Origin of the sequence: Williamsia limnetica, assembly GCF_003217475.1 — a bacterium.
Taxonomy (GTDB): domain Bacteria; phylum Actinomycetota; class Actinomycetes; order Mycobacteriales; family Mycobacteriaceae; genus Williamsia; species Williamsia limnetica.
In genome coordinates this window covers 49878-64307 of the sequence record NZ_QJSP01000006.1, presented here as the reverse complement: position 1 = coordinate 64307, position 14430 = coordinate 49878, and the positions used below count along the sequence as shown (strand labels likewise).

At 62.1% G+C, this 14430-nt stretch carries 15 protein-coding genes; 8 read left to right on the top strand and 7 right to left on the bottom strand.

Annotated elements, in window-relative coordinates; all coding sequences use genetic code 11:
* Window positions 1-9: 9 nt before the first annotated feature.
* Both DFR67_RS11220 and DFR67_RS11215 read right to left on the bottom strand, forming a co-directional pair.
* Window positions 10-1158 carry a zinc-dependent alcohol dehydrogenase gene (locus DFR67_RS11220; protein WP_110469629.1) on the bottom strand — a complete coding sequence of 383 codons (1149 nt, stop codon included), beginning with the start codon at window positions 1156-1158 and terminating at the stop codon, window positions 10-12.
* A gap of 150 nt (window positions 1159-1308) precedes the next feature.
* Window positions 1309-2211 (bottom strand): manganese catalase, encoded by a 903-nt coding sequence (locus tag DFR67_RS11215; RefSeq protein WP_110469628.1) that lies wholly within the window; start codon window positions 2209-2211, stop codon window positions 1309-1311.
* A 347-nt stretch (window positions 2212-2558) separates the two neighbouring features.
* Here DFR67_RS11215 and DFR67_RS11210 point away from each other — a divergent pair, with 347 nt between their 5' ends.
* The 7 genes from DFR67_RS11210 (at window position 2559) to DFR67_RS11195 (ending at window position 7569) form a co-directional block, all read left to right on the top strand.
* Window positions 2559-3281, top strand: a complete 723-nt coding sequence (locus DFR67_RS11210; RefSeq protein ID WP_110469847.1) for a hemerythrin domain-containing protein — start codon at window positions 2559-2561, stop codon at window positions 3279-3281.
* Between the two features lie 239 nt (window positions 3282-3520).
* Window positions 3521-3679: a hypothetical protein gene (locus DFR67_RS30495; protein WP_158539950.1), complete on the top strand. Its 159-nt coding sequence runs from the start codon at window positions 3521-3523 to the stop codon at window positions 3677-3679.
* A gap of 374 nt (window positions 3680-4053) precedes the next feature.
* The gene (gene ctaD / locus DFR67_RS11205) at window positions 4054-5829 is read left to right on the top strand and encodes an aa3-type cytochrome oxidase subunit I (protein WP_110469627.1); all 1776 of its coding nucleotides are present in this window, start codon (window positions 4054-4056) and stop codon (window positions 5827-5829) included.
* On the top strand, window positions 5826-5990 hold the full coding sequence (locus DFR67_RS30490; RefSeq protein WP_158539949.1) for a hypothetical protein: 165 nt from the start codon (window positions 5826-5828) through the stop codon (window positions 5988-5990). Before ctaD ends, DFR67_RS30490 begins: the two co-directional genes overlap by 4 nt.
* Window positions 5987-6139, top strand: a complete 153-nt coding sequence (locus DFR67_RS30780; protein ID WP_170135212.1) for a hypothetical protein — start codon at window positions 5987-5989, stop codon at window positions 6137-6139. Before DFR67_RS30490 ends, DFR67_RS30780 begins: the two co-directional genes overlap by 4 nt.
* On the top strand, window positions 6139-6873 hold the full coding sequence (locus DFR67_RS11200) for an MBL fold metallo-hydrolase (RefSeq protein ID WP_110469846.1): 735 nt from the start codon (window positions 6139-6141) through the stop codon (window positions 6871-6873). The genes DFR67_RS30780 and DFR67_RS11200 overlap by 1 nt, the downstream gene beginning before the upstream one ends.
* Window positions 6874-6936: 63 nt before the next feature.
* Window positions 6937-7569: a DUF2231 domain-containing protein gene (locus DFR67_RS11195; RefSeq protein ID WP_110469626.1), complete on the top strand. Its 633-nt coding sequence runs from the start codon at window positions 6937-6939 to the stop codon at window positions 7567-7569.
* A gap of 33 nt (window positions 7570-7602) precedes the next feature.
* Here the strand turns inward: DFR67_RS11195 and DFR67_RS30485 are convergent, their stop codons facing one another.
* From DFR67_RS30485 to DFR67_RS11185, 3 genes are read right to left on the bottom strand one after another with little or no spacing between them, the layout of a single operon-like run.
* Entirely contained in the window at window positions 7603-7761 is a 159-nt protein-coding gene (locus tag DFR67_RS30485; protein WP_158539948.1) for a hypothetical protein, read from the bottom strand.
* Between the two features lie 39 nt (window positions 7762-7800).
* Complete coding sequence (locus tag DFR67_RS11190) at window positions 7801-8604, bottom strand: SDR family NAD(P)-dependent oxidoreductase (RefSeq protein WP_110469625.1); 804 nt, start codon at window positions 8602-8604, stop codon at window positions 7801-7803.
* Window positions 8605-8662: 58 nt separating this feature from the next.
* Window positions 8663-10450, bottom strand: a complete 1788-nt coding sequence (locus tag DFR67_RS11185) for a thiamine pyrophosphate-requiring protein (RefSeq protein WP_110469624.1) — start codon at window positions 10448-10450, stop codon at window positions 8663-8665.
* A gap of 298 nt (window positions 10451-10748) precedes the next feature.
* Between DFR67_RS11185 and DFR67_RS11180 the strand changes: the two genes are divergently transcribed.
* Window positions 10749-12239 carry a UDP-N-acetylmuramoyl-L-alanyl-D-glutamate--2,6-diaminopimelate ligase gene (locus DFR67_RS11180; RefSeq protein ID WP_245937882.1) on the top strand — a complete coding sequence of 497 codons (1491 nt, stop codon included), beginning with the start codon at window positions 10749-10751 and terminating at the stop codon, window positions 12237-12239.
* A gap of 761 nt (window positions 12240-13000) precedes the next feature.
* Here DFR67_RS11180 and DFR67_RS11175 read toward each other — a convergent pair.
* Both DFR67_RS11175 and DFR67_RS11170 read right to left on the bottom strand, forming a co-directional pair.
* Window positions 13001-13468: a DUF4383 domain-containing protein gene (locus DFR67_RS11175; RefSeq protein WP_110469623.1), complete on the bottom strand. Its 468-nt coding sequence runs from the start codon at window positions 13466-13468 to the stop codon at window positions 13001-13003.
* A 93-nt stretch (window positions 13469-13561) separates the two neighbouring features.
* Window positions 13562-14430: manganese catalase (locus DFR67_RS11170; RefSeq protein ID WP_110469622.1), on the bottom strand; the 869-nt coding region annotated here is incomplete at its 5' end.

Here is a 14430-nt window from a genome sequence, read left to right as displayed (position 1 = left end):
TGAGCGCTCCTATGCGGTGGTGGGGACGATGACCGGTTTGATGCACTCGTCCAGCTTGGCCGAGAAGATGTGGTATCCCTCGGCGATGTGCTCGAGCGGAATGCGATGGGTGATAATGTCGCTCGGCTTGAGGTGACCATTTTTGATGTGCTCGAACAACCGCGGCCACTGCCGTTTGACCGGGCACTGGTTCATCTGCAACGTCAAGCCCTTGTTCATGGCGTCGCCGAACTTGACCGCACTGAACATAGGCCCGTAGGCACCCATGACCGACACCGTACCGCCCTTGCGTACCGAGTCGATGGCCCAATTAAGAGCGATCGGAGATCCGCCCTGAAGTTTGAACTTGGCCGCCGTGACGTGCTGCAGGAAGTTTCCGTCCGCTTCGGCGCCCACCGCCTCGATCACCACATCGGCTCCGAGATGGTCGGTGGACTTCTTCATCTGGACCACGATGTCGTCGTACTCGGCAAAATTGAGGGTCTCGGCATGCGCGAAGGTACGGGCCTTCTCCAGGCGGTACTCGAGGTGGTCGATGACGATGACCCTGCCGGCGCCCATGAACCACGCGGACTTGGCGGCGAACAGTCCAACCGGGCCCGCGCCGAACACGGCGACGGTGTCTCCTTCGCTGATGCTGCCGAGTTGCGCTCCGAAGTAGCCGGTGGCCAACGCGTCGGTGAGCAAGAGGGCGTCGTCCTCGTCGAGCCAATCGGGGATGACAGTGGGTCCCACATCAGCGAACGGCACCCGCACGAACTCCGCCTGCCCTCCGTCATAGCCACCGCAGGTATGCGAATAGCCGTAGATGCCGCCCACTGCGGTGGCGTTCGGGTTGACGTTGTGGCAGTTCGAGTACAGACCACGGACGCAGAAATAGCACGACCCGCAGTAGATGTTGAACGGCACCATCACCCGGTCGCCGACGGCGAGGTTCTGTACCGACGATCCGACTGACTCCACGACCCCGATGAACTCGTGACCGAACGTCATTCCGACCCGGGTATCAGGCATCATCCCGTGATACAGATGCAGATCGGAGCCGCAGATCGCGGCGCGGGTCACCCGTATGATCGCGTCGTTGGGATGCTCGATCGGAGGAATCGGTTTGTCTTCGACCCTGATCTTGTAGGGACCTCGGTAGACCATTGATTTCATGTTCGGCTCCCGCCGGTCGAGGGTTGTTGCATGTGGAGGTGGTCGGACGACCCCGTCCGGTCGCCGTGGCCGAGACCCACGCCGACCGGACAGGGGCGGTGCGAGGTTTGCCGTCTTGAACGTTGCACCGCCCCAGTCAGAAAGCCCTTATCAGTCGGGGATGGCGTCTTTCAACTTGCCCATGACACCCTTCTCGGTACCCAACTGCGCATTCTGCGGAGTGCCTTTGGCACCGTCGTACGTCGCATACAACTTCGGATCCGGCGGCGGCGGACTCGCCTTGTCGCCCAGCGGCTGCGGATCGGCATTGAACCCCATCTGATGCACACCATCCGGCGCCAACCGGTTCGCCCACCCACCAGTCGAAGAAAACTCACCATCAGACAAATGCCACAGATCAGTCGCATGCTCAGCATGCTCCTCATCAAGCAACGCATCCGGAGCCACAACACTTTCCAACCCGTCGGCCTGCAACTCCTCAATCGCCGCCAACCACAAATTCTGATGATGAGTATCCCGAGCCAAATTGAACTTGAGCATCGCCTTCACACCAGGATCATCAGTCATGTTGTACAACCGCGCCGTCTGCAAACGCCCCTGCGACTCCGCAGTCACATTCGCCCGAAAATCCGCCAACAAATTGCCACTGGCCACGATGTACCGACCATTCCACGGATAACCATTACTATCCGCCGGCAAAGCCCCACCACCAGCAACAATCGCCTGCTGCGGATCCATACCACCCATCACCGCAGCCACCACCGGATCACCACCAGCAGCCTTGCTCGACTCAGTCGCCGGAGCACCCTCGAGCAACCGCGCCACCATCGTCGCCAACATCTCGACGTGACCGATCTCCTCCGTCGCGATATCCATGATCAAATCTTTGTACTTGCCCTCCATACGACAGTTCCACCCCTGGAACAAGTACTGCATGGTCACCGTCATCTCACCGAACGCTCCCCCGATGAGCTCCTGAAGTTTATGGGCATACACCGGATCAGGCTTCTCCGGCTTCGCATCGAACTGCAGATAATCGGTATGACGAAACATGTTGGCTCCATTCAACACATAGCCACAAATGCATGCCCACAGACTCCAGGCACACAACAAGTGCACAGAATGACAAAAGGGACGCCGGCCGCTTCCAGACCAGCTCAATGGCCGCCGCAGCGCACCGACAGCATCCGAGAACGCGGCCCGGGAGTTACCCGCACCCGCTCAGACATCGGCAGTATCCCCCCGTGCTCGAGAGTTCAAACCGAATCGAGCAAAGAAGGTTTACTGCGCGATGTCAGGGGGCACTGAATTCAAAGCCATACAAAATGCCGTGGCGATCTCGCGTTCGATGCGTCGGCACTCAGTCGTACTGGTGGCCGGTTCAGTACGAGGAGGTACTCATGCATGTCTCGCTCTCGCAGCAGTCCGACACTCAGCTCGGCGGCCGGCTCAGCGTTCTGACCCGCCAAAAACACGACCACATCGAGCTCGACCGCCTGATCCGATCCGTTGAAGCAGCGCACGGCACTGAACGGCAGGAGTTGCTGACCACGTTGTGTCGCTTGGTCTTTCCGCACGCATTCGCCGAGGAATCCGTGTTGTGGCCTTACATCCGCCGCGCCGTACCCGACGGCGAACAGCTCACCCTGCAGATCGAGCACGAACACCAGGAAATCAACGAACTGTTCACCGAGCTCGAACAACTCGACGTCGACTCGCAGCAGCATCACGACCTCTTCGGCAAGATCGTCGAACTGCTACGCGAGGATGTGCGCGACGAAGAAGATCAGCTACTGCCACGGCTACAACAACAGGCGAGCAACGGTGACCTGGTGCGACTGGGGCTCGCCTGGGAAGCGGTGCGTCGCACCGCTCCTACTCATCCACACCCCGTCGTTGCCCGGCGACCACCCGGCAACGTCCTGGCAGCCGCGCCCTTGACCGTCCTCGACCGATCCAGAGACCGTCTCGACCGCTACTGCCGAACCCATTCCAGATACGCCGACGCAGCACAGTCGACAAGCCGCCTTCTGGCACGTGTGGCCGGCCGGATCGAACACGTCCCGCCACTGACCAGAGGCGAGGACCCCTCTACGCGCACCCCGCGGACCCCGGACGCATGACATACTGAGCCCGGTTTGAACTCTGGCCCTGAGCACACAGGCCACGTACACATTCCAGGTCGAAGCGAGGCCGCCAACCACCGCCCGCCATGCGACATGACGCGGCCATTCTGTGGTGAAAAGACCCAGACGTTCAGCGCGCGAAGCCTATCGCGCTGGCCCGCCGCCAGCGGTGGGGACGAGAACCCCGCCGCCGCCCGAGCACTGTGGCTCTTTCACCACCAATCCCGGAGAACCTGATGCGCATCGCCACGGTCCGACGCCAGACTGCGTCGCCGCCCGCCATTGACACCACCCGCCCGCCGCATCCGCTGCTGATGTTCATCGTTGCCGTTGTCCAGACGATCGCGGTCCTCGTCGTTGCCATGGCGCTGATCGGCTACCTACTCCTGCACTGATTCGACACTGTTGTGCACGCTCCGAACCTGGTTTAAGCTCGAAGCACCTGGGTTGTAGGCCCAGCTCGCACTCAGCCGTGAGCGCGTGTATGGCTCAAAAAGCGAGCTGCCTTCCGATTCATCCCACGGGGTTTCCAGCGATCCCGTCTATCGTCACGAAGCGGCGAATCATTATCACCTGCAGGCACTTTCCGTCCTCGGTGTGGGCGCTGAAGCCAATGTCGGTCCACACGCAGCGCGGCCGCGGCGTGCTCGCCGAAGATATCGGCAGCACCAAAGGCCGATGCCTTCACCACGGTGGGTGATCCGTCGCGCGCCAGCGGCGGCGAATACGACGTGTTCGTGAGACTCCGGGTCCAAGGGGGATTTCAATTGTGACTACCGTAGACAAGCCGGTCGATCAGATACGCGCGGTGCGCCCCTACCCTGCACGTACCGGTCCCAAAGGGTCAGCGATCTATAGGATTCTGACCACCACCGATCACAGGTTGATCGGGAACATGTACCTCGTCGCGTGCTTCGCCTTCTTCCTCATGGGCGGCCTGATGGCGCTACTGATGCGCACAGAGCTGACCAAACCCGGGCTGCAGTTCCTGTCCACAGAGCAGTACAACCAACTGTTCACCATGCACGGCACCGTCATGCTGCTGATGTACGCCACCCCCGTGGTCATCGGCTTTGCGAATGTTGTCCTACCCCTGCAGATCGGCGCCCCCGATGTTGCCTTCCCCCGGCTCAACGCACTGAGTTTCTGGCTGTTCGTCTTCGGATCGACTGTGGCACTCGGCGGTTTCGCTCTCCCAGAGGGCGCAGCCGACTTCGGCTGGACCGCTTACACTCCCCTCACCGACGCCACGCACTCTCCCGGCCCCGGCGCCGACATGTGGGCCTTGGGACTGGCAGTTTCCGGACTGGGCACCATTCTGGGCGCAGTCAACATCATCACCACCGTCGTGTGCCTGCGCGCACCGGGGATGACGATGTTCCGGATGCCCATCTTCACCTGGAACACGCTCGTGACCAGCGTCCTGATCCTGCTCGCGTTTCCGCTGCTCACCGCGGCGTTGATGGCATTGGAAGTCGACCGGCGATTCGGCGCCCAGATCTTCAACCCCGCGAACGGCGGAGCCATTTTGTGGCAGCACCTGTTCTGGTTCTTCGGCCACCCCGAGGTCTACATCATCGCGCTGCCATTTTTCGGGATCGTCACCGAGATCTTCCCCGTCTTCAGCCGCAAACCCATCTTCGGCTACACCGGGCTCGTGTACGCGACGTTGGCGATCGCCGCTCTGTCCGTCGCGGTCTGGGCGCACCACATGTACGCCACCGGAGCGGTCCTGTTGCCGTTCTTCTCGTTCATGACATTCCTCATCGCCGTACCGACAGGGGTCAAGTTCTTCAACTGGATCGGCACGATGTGGAAGGGCCACATCACGTTCGAGGCACCGATGATGTTCTCCGTCGGATTCCTTGTCACGTTCTTGTTCGGCGGCCTGTCCGGAATCATCCTCGCAAGTCCGCCTCTGGACTTTCACGTCACCGACAGTTACTTCGTCGTCGCCCACTTCCACTACGTCTTGTTCGGGACCATTGTCTTCGCCACCTATGCGGGCATCTACTTCTGGTTCCCCAAGATGACCGGCCGCATGCTCGACGAACGCCTCGGGAAGATCCACTTCTGGTTGACGTTCATCGGGTTTCACACCACGTTCCTGGTGCAGCACTGGCTCGGCGCGGAAGGGATGCCCCGTCGCTACGCCGACTATCTCGGCTCCGACGGCTTCACCGCACTCAACATCGTCTCCACCATCGGCGCCGCCATCCTGGGGCTTTCCGTGGTGCCGTTCCTGTGGAACGTGTTCCGTTCCTATCGGTTCGGCGAGGTGGTCACCGTCGACGATCCCTGGGGTTTCGGCAACTCCCTCGAATGGGCCACCAGTTGCCCACCCCCACGACACAACTTCTCCGAACTACCGAGAATCCGGTCCGAGAGGCCGGCGTTTGAACTGCACTACCCGCACATGGTCGAACGGATGCGCACCGAAGCACACGTCGGTGCCCAACATGAGAGCAAAGAAGCAGAATCGGTCCGGCGGGAACCGTTCACCGTCGGCACGCATGAATCGTCCTGGAACGAGGACCCAAAGTGACCAAGTCACCGGACATTGTGTGGTGGTGTGGCCGCACCAGGCCCGGCGCTGCGCTGTTCCCGTCGTCCACCACCGCGATGGAGCACTTGATGTCGACTCAGTATTCCTACAACGCCACCGGGGCAGCCCCGGCGGCCAACACCGCAGGAGGATCCAGATGACCGACCCCCACACATCTGACGATGACTACGATCCCGACGCAGACCCGGACATGCTGACTTCGACGACACAACAACCTGATCAAGCCGAAGGCGACGATGACGCCACCGCCGGCGAGTCGCCTGCATCTTCGCCGGGGAACAAACCTTGATACTGAACACCGACGTCGCTCCGGGGGTCCACCGCCTCGAACGAGCTGCCACCAACGTATATCTCGTGGAAGTCGACGACCGGCTACTCGTTGTCGATGCCGGTCTGCCGCGAATGTGGACGCAACTGCACCAGGCCCTCACGCAATTGGGCAAGACACCCGCAGACGTGGCCGGTGTTCTCCTGACCCACGGGCACTTCGATCACGTCGGGATGGCCGCGCGAATACAACGGGAGTGGAACGTACCGATCTGGGTGCACCAAGCCGACAGTGCACTCGCGCGCCATCCCTATCGATACCAGCGCGAACAGTCGCGAATCTTGTTCCCCCTACGTCATCCGGCATCGCTGCCGATCCTCGGACGAATGGCGGCCGCCGGTGCCCTATGGGTCCGCGGCGTCGACGATCTCGAACCGGTCGGCATCGGGTCCGAACTCCCGGGCGGTCCGACACTGATCCACACGCCGGGGCACACCTTCGGTCATGTCGCGGTGCACTTCCCGGACCGCGACGCGGTCATCGTGGGTGACGCCCTGGTCACTCTCGACCCGTATACCGGCCGCGTCGGGCCCAGAGTGGTTCCGGGTGCGGCGACTGCGAATGTCGCATTGGCCAGGCAGTCGTTGTCTGCGGTTGTCGACACCCACGCACAGGTGGTGCTGCCCGGACACGGCGACCCATGGGATCAAGGTATCGAAACCGCCGTCGATCAAGCACTCGAGCGGCACCGGTAACGGCCGGTGGCGCCCGCAGCGAACAATCATGATTGACGCGCAGGCGCGTGGGAACCCTCAAGCATGACTATCCCAGCTGACGGCGCGGACCGTCTCACAACCCCTGACCAACTGCCCGATTCACCGGAGGCCACAACGCCGCCCGATGCTCTGGGCACCGATGCCTCGGGCGCCGACCGGCTTCGGCTCCCCGGCAAACTGCTGAAAATGGCCGAGCGACTATCGGTGCTGGATGGCCCAGCCGGCCAACTGTCCGCCGCGATCGAGCGCAGGTTGTCACCCGATGTGTCCTCGCTGCTGCTCGGTCGCTGGCTGGGTCATCCGCTGCACCCCATCCTCGTGACGGTTCCTATCGGAGCCTGGATGTCCGTGCCGATGCTCGACATCGCGGGTCAGCGCGACGCTGCACGGCGTGTTCTGGCGTTCGGGATCCTGGCAGCAGCACCGGCGTCAGCTACAGGGTTGGTGGAGTACACCACACTCGACAGCGCCCAGAGGCGTGTAGCCGTTACCCACGTCCTCGCCAATTCACTTGGAATCACCTGTCTCGCAAAGTCGTGGTCCCTACGCCGTCGGGGCGCACGAGCGAGTGGGTCGGCGTGGACCCTCGCCGGTCTTACGTTTGCGGGAGTGGGCGGTGCGCTGGGTGGGCACCTGTCGTACTCCCAGGGCGCCGGAGTCCATCGGCAGAGATGAAAGTGAACCCACGCACGGCCCGCCACCGATCGGTCACCTCGGTGGCGGGCTGACAAAGATGTCGCCCGGGCCGTCATCGGTGGCGCGGGGGTACGCTTCGTCGTCGTCGTCTGCTGCGACGGGAATGTTCTGCTCGAGCGCATCCGCGGTGTCGGCATCCGGAATCGGCGCGTCTGATTCTGGTGTTGTCATGTGGACTTCCTTCCTTTCGATTCGGCTTTATGCGATGGTCTAGCGACCGCCGCCCGGTTTGGCCATGAACCGGTGCGCGGCGGCTTTGGCTGCATCAGGAAGAACGGCATCGGCCGCGGCCATCACTTTCGACGTCATCGAACTGGCGACGACCTTTCGTTTACCTGCCAACAGTGCGTCGTAGCCTTGCCGGGCGACGGCAGCCGGGTCGTCCTTGCTGCTCTGCCCCATCTTCGTGTCGTCAAGCCCTGCGCGGTGAAAGAAGTTGGTGGCGGTGGGCCCTGGCATCAATGCCGTCAGAGTCACTGCGCTGTCGGCGAGTTCACCCTGCAGGGCTTCGGCAAACGACTGCACGAACGATTTCGACGCGTTGTACACGGCCTGATACGGACCAGGCATGGTGGCGGCAATCGACGAGGTCAGCAGAATCCTCCCCTCGTCACGCGCCGCCATGTCGTCGAGAACCAACTTGGTCAGGTGGACCGTCGAGCGGACATTCAGATCGATGACCGACATCGTGTCCGCCAACGGGGTGTCGACGAACGACCCGCCCTGTCCGACGCCGGCGTTGATCGCTGCTGCAGTCAAGCCGCGGCCATCGGCTGCGACAGCGTCGTACACCTCACGCACCCCGTCTTCGGTACGTAGATCGGCAACCACTGGAGCCACAGCGGAGCCGCAGGCGCGCAGGGTTGTCACCGCTTCGTCGAGTGTCGAGCCCCCTTCGGCGACGACGAGGAGGTCATAGCCGTCGCGAGCGAACAATGTGGCCAATTCGAACCCGATGCCCTGCGAGGCACCGGTTACCAGAGCCAGCGGTCTGACCTGAGTGTCGTTCGTCATGACGGGCGAATACCCGATCAACCGCCTGCCTATGCGTCCTGCAGGCACAGATTCTTCGTCATTTGGTGCCCGGAAGGTACTGCTGGATCTTTTGTTTCGCACCTTGCTTCACCACGTCCCACGCGTCTTCGTCTCCGTCGATCAGGGCAGCGCTCAACGACTTCGCCTGCTCCAGAGTTGCGTGCGGCGGAATGGGCGGCACGCTCGGATCACAGCGGATGTCCAGTACGGTCGGTCGATCAGCGGCCAAGGCACTGTCCCACGCCGATCCGACCTGGTTCGGGTCATCGACATTGATGCCGTGTAGGCCGATGCCGCGAGCAAAGGCAGCGAAGTCGACGTCCGGAAGGGTCTGGGAGGCAGCGAACTTCGGGGACCCCTCCATCGCTCGCTGTTCCCAGGTGACCTGGTTGAGGTCGTTGTTGTGTAAGACAGCCACCACCAATCGTGGGTCTGTCCACTGCTTCCAGTAGCGAGCGACCGTGAGAAGCTCGGCCATGCCGTTCATCTGCATGGCTCCGTCGCCCTCGAACGCGATACCGGGACGATCGGGGTACGCCCACTTGGCGCCGATGACGTATGGGACGGCCGGCCCCATCGTGGCCAACGTCCCAGACAGTGATCCACGCATTCGGTCCTTGAATGTGATGTGCCGTGCGTACCAGTTGGCGGCGCTTCCGGAGTCCGCGGCGATGATCGAGTCACCCGGCGCCCTCAACGAGAACTCGTGAAAGATCCTCATCGGATTGATCGGATCGGCGCTCGTCATCGCCTGACGCTGCGCGGTGGTCCGCCAGCGCTCGACCCGCTTCTCGATGTTGTCGCGCCACCCACGGTCGCTCTTACGCTCCAACAACGGGATAAGCTGGCGTAGAGTGGTTTTCGCGTCTCCCACGATATTCAGCTCATACGGATAGCGCATCCCCACCCATTTCCCTGACAGGTCGATCTGCACCGCCCTGGCCTGGTCGAGTTCCGGAAGGAACTGGGTGTAGGGAAAGTTCGAACCGACAGTGAGCAGCGTGTCGCAGTCCCGCATCAGGTGATGGCTCGCGGTGGTACCGAGCAGACCGATGGATCCGGTGACCCAGGGCAACTCGTCGGACAGCACGTCCCTGCCCAGCAGCGCCTTTGCGCAGCCGGCGCCGAGAAGATCGGCCACCTCGGTGAGTTCGTCGACACAGCCGCGTGCTCCCTGCCCGACCAGGAGCGCAACTTTGGATCCTGCGTTGAGCAGCTCAGCAGCCTGACGCACGGCCTCGTCGTCGGCGTGCGCGACCGATGGCGAGAGGCCGAGACTCGACGGCACGTGCTTGAACGTGTGCCCGGGCGGCGAATACTCCAGTTCGAAGACGTCGGACGGAAAGATCAATGCCGTCGGGGCCCTCTCCGTCAACGCGATCCGGATGGCACGGTCGATCAGGTTGGGTATCTGCTCGGGGACCATGCACATCTGGACGTAGTCGCTGCAGACGTCTTTGTAGAGCGAGAGCATGTCGATCTCTTGCTGATACGACCCACCCATCGCGCTTCGCTCGGTCTGCCCGACCAGTGCCAGCACCGGCACGTGATCGAGTTTGGCGTCGTAGAGACCATTGAGCAGGTGAACGCCGCCAGGTCCGCTCGTGGCTGCGCATACGCCGATCGAGCCCGAGAACTTGGCGAAACCCACCGCCTCGAATGCTGACATCTCCTCATGCCGCGACTGTACGAATTGCGGTTTGTCATCGGCGTCAGCCCACGACGCCAGCAAACCGTTGATTCCGTCGCCCGGGTAGCCGAAGACTTGACCGACGTCCCACTGCCGCAGCCGTTCGAGTACCACGTCACCGACTGTTGTAGCCATGTATCACTCCAGTCCGTCTCGATTCGAATTCGTTACCGGTGCGCAGGATCTGGCACATAGCGAGGGGCAAAGTGTGGTGATCGGCAGAAGACAAACGCACAGAGGTCTCCTCGCTACAAGCGGGCATCAGAGGCCACGGGCTCAACCATCAACGAGTGTAGGCAAAGTAGGCGAATCTGTCATCGCCTCGCGCGTGATACGAGAACAAGAGTTTGCTCCAGCGATGACTGGGTAATGCTCGAGCGTGGAACGTGCGGTCATCTCACGGACACCTGCGCCGTCTGTGACCGTCGCTGAAGTGTCAACGTACTTGAACAGTGCCGTGCTGGGCGGAACCCGCGCAGACCACGGGGCCCTCGCCCGGGACATCCGGGACGATTCGCGCACGGTGCGTCCTGGCGACATCTATGTAGCGATGCGCGGAAACAACTGGCATGGTTTGGAATTCGAAGTGCAGGCGGCGGGCGCAGGCGCCGTGGCCGTGATCAGCGACCGCCCCTCGTCCGTGTTGCCGACCATGGTCGTGCACGATCCGCGGCAGATCATGGGCCACCTGTGCGCCTGGTTCTACGGCACTTCGCCGAGCACCCCGCGCGTATTCGGCGTCACCGGCACCAATGGCAAGACCAGCACCGCGCATTTTGTGGACGCCGGCCTGGCCGCCACCGGCGAAACTCCGGGTCTGATCTCCGGTGCCCGCATCCGCGGACCCGGACTCCAGTGGGTACCGGTCCGCACCACTCCCGAGGCAGCGGCGCTGCACCAGACGCTCGCGCACTTTCGCCGCTCGGGAGTCACTGCGTGCGCGATGGAAGTCTCTTCCCATGCCATTGACCAACAACGCATCGACGGCATCCGATACCGTGCCATGGCTTTTACGAACCTCGCGCCGGACCATCTCGACTACCACGGCTCGATGGAAAACTACTATGCGACAAAAGCTTCGATGTTCGACGCTGAACGAACCGATCTGGCCGTGGTCAACATCGCCGACGAGTACGGGCGGCGCCTCGCTGCGACCGCCGGCGCCGAGGTCTGGACCTGTAGCTCCCACGATAACGCCGCAGACATATATGCAGACCGCATCATCTGCGACGAGACGGGATCACGGTTCGACGTCCACAGCCCCGTGGGCCGTGCAGAGGTGCGTCTGCACACGATGGGCGCATTCCAGGTGGACAACGCACTACTGGCCCTGACGGCTTTGATCGCCGACGGCGCCGACCTCGCCACCACGGCCGACGGCATGTCCTCGCTGACAGCCATCGCCGGACGTTGCCAACCAATACACGCGGGACAACCCTTCACCGCCATCGTCGACTACATGCACAACACAGCCGGCCAGCAGGCCTTGCTGCCCTATCTGAGATCGCTGACCTCCGGCCGCCTCATCGTGGTAGCAGGAGCCACGGGAGGCCGCGACCCGAACAAGCGCCGGCCCCTGGGCAAGTACGCAGCGACCTATGCCGACATCGTCATCGTGACCGATGAAAGTCCCGAGGACGAAGATCCGGCCGCAATCCGATCACAGGTGCTACTCGGTGCACACCAGGCCCGCCATGCACAGGTGGTGGAGGTGCCCGACCGTCGAACGGCCATCGACTACGCCGTCGAATTGGCTCGCCCCGACGATGTACTGGTGGTCGCCGGCAGAGGCAGTGACCCAATTCAGCGTTACGGCGCTCGCACCGTTGATTTTGATGACCATCTGCATCTACGGCATGCCATTGCCTCATCGCTGCACGCGCACGCAATCGGAGACAACATGACTCGGCCTTGTCGGGCATGACAGTGTGCACTCGCCAACTCCCATCAGGCGGTGTTTGAGTCCGCAGCGCTGGCGGTACGTCCTCCTCAGGACCCGACTGCATTGCCGGACGGGTTCAGGCGTCTGGTTCAAAACAGAGCTGGGCGCCGCCTCACAAACACGTTCTCTTACAGGCGGATCCTCGCCCTACTGGCTCAGTTTCGTCCGCCCTGGTTTGGAGTTCCGCCACCGTGGCTATGTAGCTTCTGCCGCAGAGTTCTGGCCTCGCCGTTCTCTGCGAAAGCACACCGATACGGCCATCACCGCAGGACAGCAGTTCGACCTTCAATCCACCGCAGGGTGAAGTGATCCGACCCTCTCCGGCTCCGGGCTCCCGGCGCCGGTGAAGCCGTGGATTGCGAAGACCCGCGCACCCGACCACGTCGGTGCACTGATCGACGTAGGTAGCTCTTGTTTATGGATCTCCTTGAGATTGTGGGTGCCCTCGTTCAGGCGCGTGACGGGTCAGCGGGCGCGGCTCGGGGCGCGACTCTCGGGCCGTCCTGGGCACGTAGCAACCGCCTGAGCTGGCGCAAGCCGGACACAGCGTGTGTCTGGAGCAGACGTCCCAGCCGTCGGCTGCGGCGATGCGTTCGGCGTCGTGGCGGCTCTCGACGGCCACCACGGTGATCCGGTGTTCGCACCGATCGCAGTTCACTTTCCAAATTGTCACGCCGCTGCTGTACCCGTCGCGACGCGACACACCCCATGACGCCGGGGTGCGGTGCTCGGTCATGTGACGTTCACCGTGCTGGGCGGGTGGTGCCTGGGCCGGTGGTTGCCGGGCGGCGGCGTCCCAGGATCAAGCCCAGCGCGATCATTCCTACGCCCAGCCCGAAGTGCAGCCAATCGTCGGCGGTGTTGACGGGGATGAAATTGGCTCCGGAGTCTTTGTCGATGATCAGTCCGTAGAGCCAGAGCACCAGATAGATCGCGCCGCCGCCGATCAGGTAAGTCCGAGCCCCGGCAAACGATCTCGCGAGGACCACACCTACCGCACCGAACAACAGATGCACGAGGTTATGCAGGATCGACACGTGGAAAATGCCCAAGAGTTCTGCGTGAGAGTCATGTCCCGCGAAACTGAGGGTGTCGTAATTGGTGGTGATTCCCGGAATGAACCCGAAGATGCCAACCACCAAGAAGGTGGCCGCGACAAGCAGTGCAGCCACTCGGAGCGGTGAGCGTGTGAGGTGATCAGAAGTGACCATGACCGTGCCTTTCCATGGCGAAGGAAAAAGATATGAATCAAGGACGTCGGGCCGGCGGCGCCCAACTGTCGCCGCCGACTCAACAGCGTCGTCTCAGTCGGGGATGGCGTCTTTCAACTTGCCCATGACACCCTTCTCGGTACCCAACTGCGCATTCTGCGGAGTGCCTTTGGCACCGTCGTACGTCGCATACAACTTCGGATCCGGCGGCGGCGGACTCGCCTTGTCGCCCAGCGGCTGCGGATCGGCATTGAACCCCATCTGATGCACACCATCCGGCGCCAACCGGTTCGCCCACCCACCAGTCGAAGAAAACTCACCATCAGACAAATGCCACAGATCAGTCGCATGCTCAGCATGCTCCTCATCAAGCAACGCATCCGGAGCCACAACACTTTCCAACCCGTCGGCCTGCAACTCCTCAATCGCCGCCAACCACAAATTCTGATGATGAGTATCCCGAGCCAAATTGAACTTGAGCATCGCCTTCACACCAGGATCATCAGTCATGTTGTACAACCGCGCCGTCTGCAAACGCCCCTGCGACTCCGCAGTCACATTCGCCCGAAAATCCGCCAACAAATTGCCACTGGCCACGATGTACCGACCATTCCACGGATAACCATTACTATCCGCCGGCAAAGCCCCACCACCAGCAACAATCGCCTGCTGCGGATCCATACCACCCATCACCGCAGCCACCACCGGATCACCACCAGCAGCCTTGCTCGACTCAGTCGCCGGAGCACCCTCGAGCAACCGCGCCACCATCGTCGCCAACATCTCGACGTGACCGATCTCCTCCGTCGCGATATCCATGATCAAATCTTTGTACTTGCCCTCCATACGACAGTTCCACCCCTGGAACAAGTACTGCATGGTCACCGTCATCTCACCGAACGCTCCCCCGATGAGCTCCTGAAGTTTATGGGCATACACCGGATCAGGCTTCTCCGGCTTGG

Excerpts from the sequence above, each read along its gene's own strand:
- DFR67_RS11220 (WP_110469629.1), bottom strand. The coding sequence starts at position 1,158 with ATGAAATCAATGGTCTACCGAGGTCCCTACAAGATCAGGGTCGAAGAC.
- DFR67_RS11215 (WP_110469628.1), bottom strand. The coding sequence starts at position 2,211 with ATGTTTCGTCATACCGATTATCTGCAGTTCGATGCGAAGCCGGAGAAG.
- DFR67_RS11210 (WP_110469847.1), top strand. The coding sequence starts at position 2,559 with ATGCATGTCTCGCTCTCGCAGCAGTCCGACACTCAGCTCGGCGGCCGG.
- DFR67_RS30495 (WP_158539950.1), top strand. The coding sequence starts at position 3,521 with ATGCGCATCGCCACGGTCCGACGCCAGACTGCGTCGCCGCCCGCCATT.
- DFR67_RS30780 (WP_170135212.1), top strand. The coding sequence starts at position 5,987 with ATGACCGACCCCCACACATCTGACGATGACTACGATCCCGACGCAGAC.
- DFR67_RS11195 (WP_110469626.1), top strand. The coding sequence starts at position 6,937 with ATGACTATCCCAGCTGACGGCGCGGACCGTCTCACAACCCCTGACCAA.
- DFR67_RS30485 (WP_158539948.1), bottom strand. The coding sequence starts at position 7,761 with ATGACAACACCAGAATCAGACGCGCCGATTCCGGATGCCGACACCGCG.
- DFR67_RS11190 (WP_110469625.1), bottom strand. The coding sequence starts at position 8,604 with ATGACGAACGACACTCAGGTCAGACCGCTGGCTCTGGTAACCGGTGCC.
- DFR67_RS11185 (WP_110469624.1), bottom strand. The coding sequence starts at position 10,450 with ATGGCTACAACAGTCGGTGACGTGGTACTCGAACGGCTGCGGCAGTGG.
- DFR67_RS11175 (WP_110469623.1), bottom strand. The coding sequence starts at position 13,468 with ATGGTCACTTCTGATCACCTCACACGCTCACCGCTCCGAGTGGCTGCA.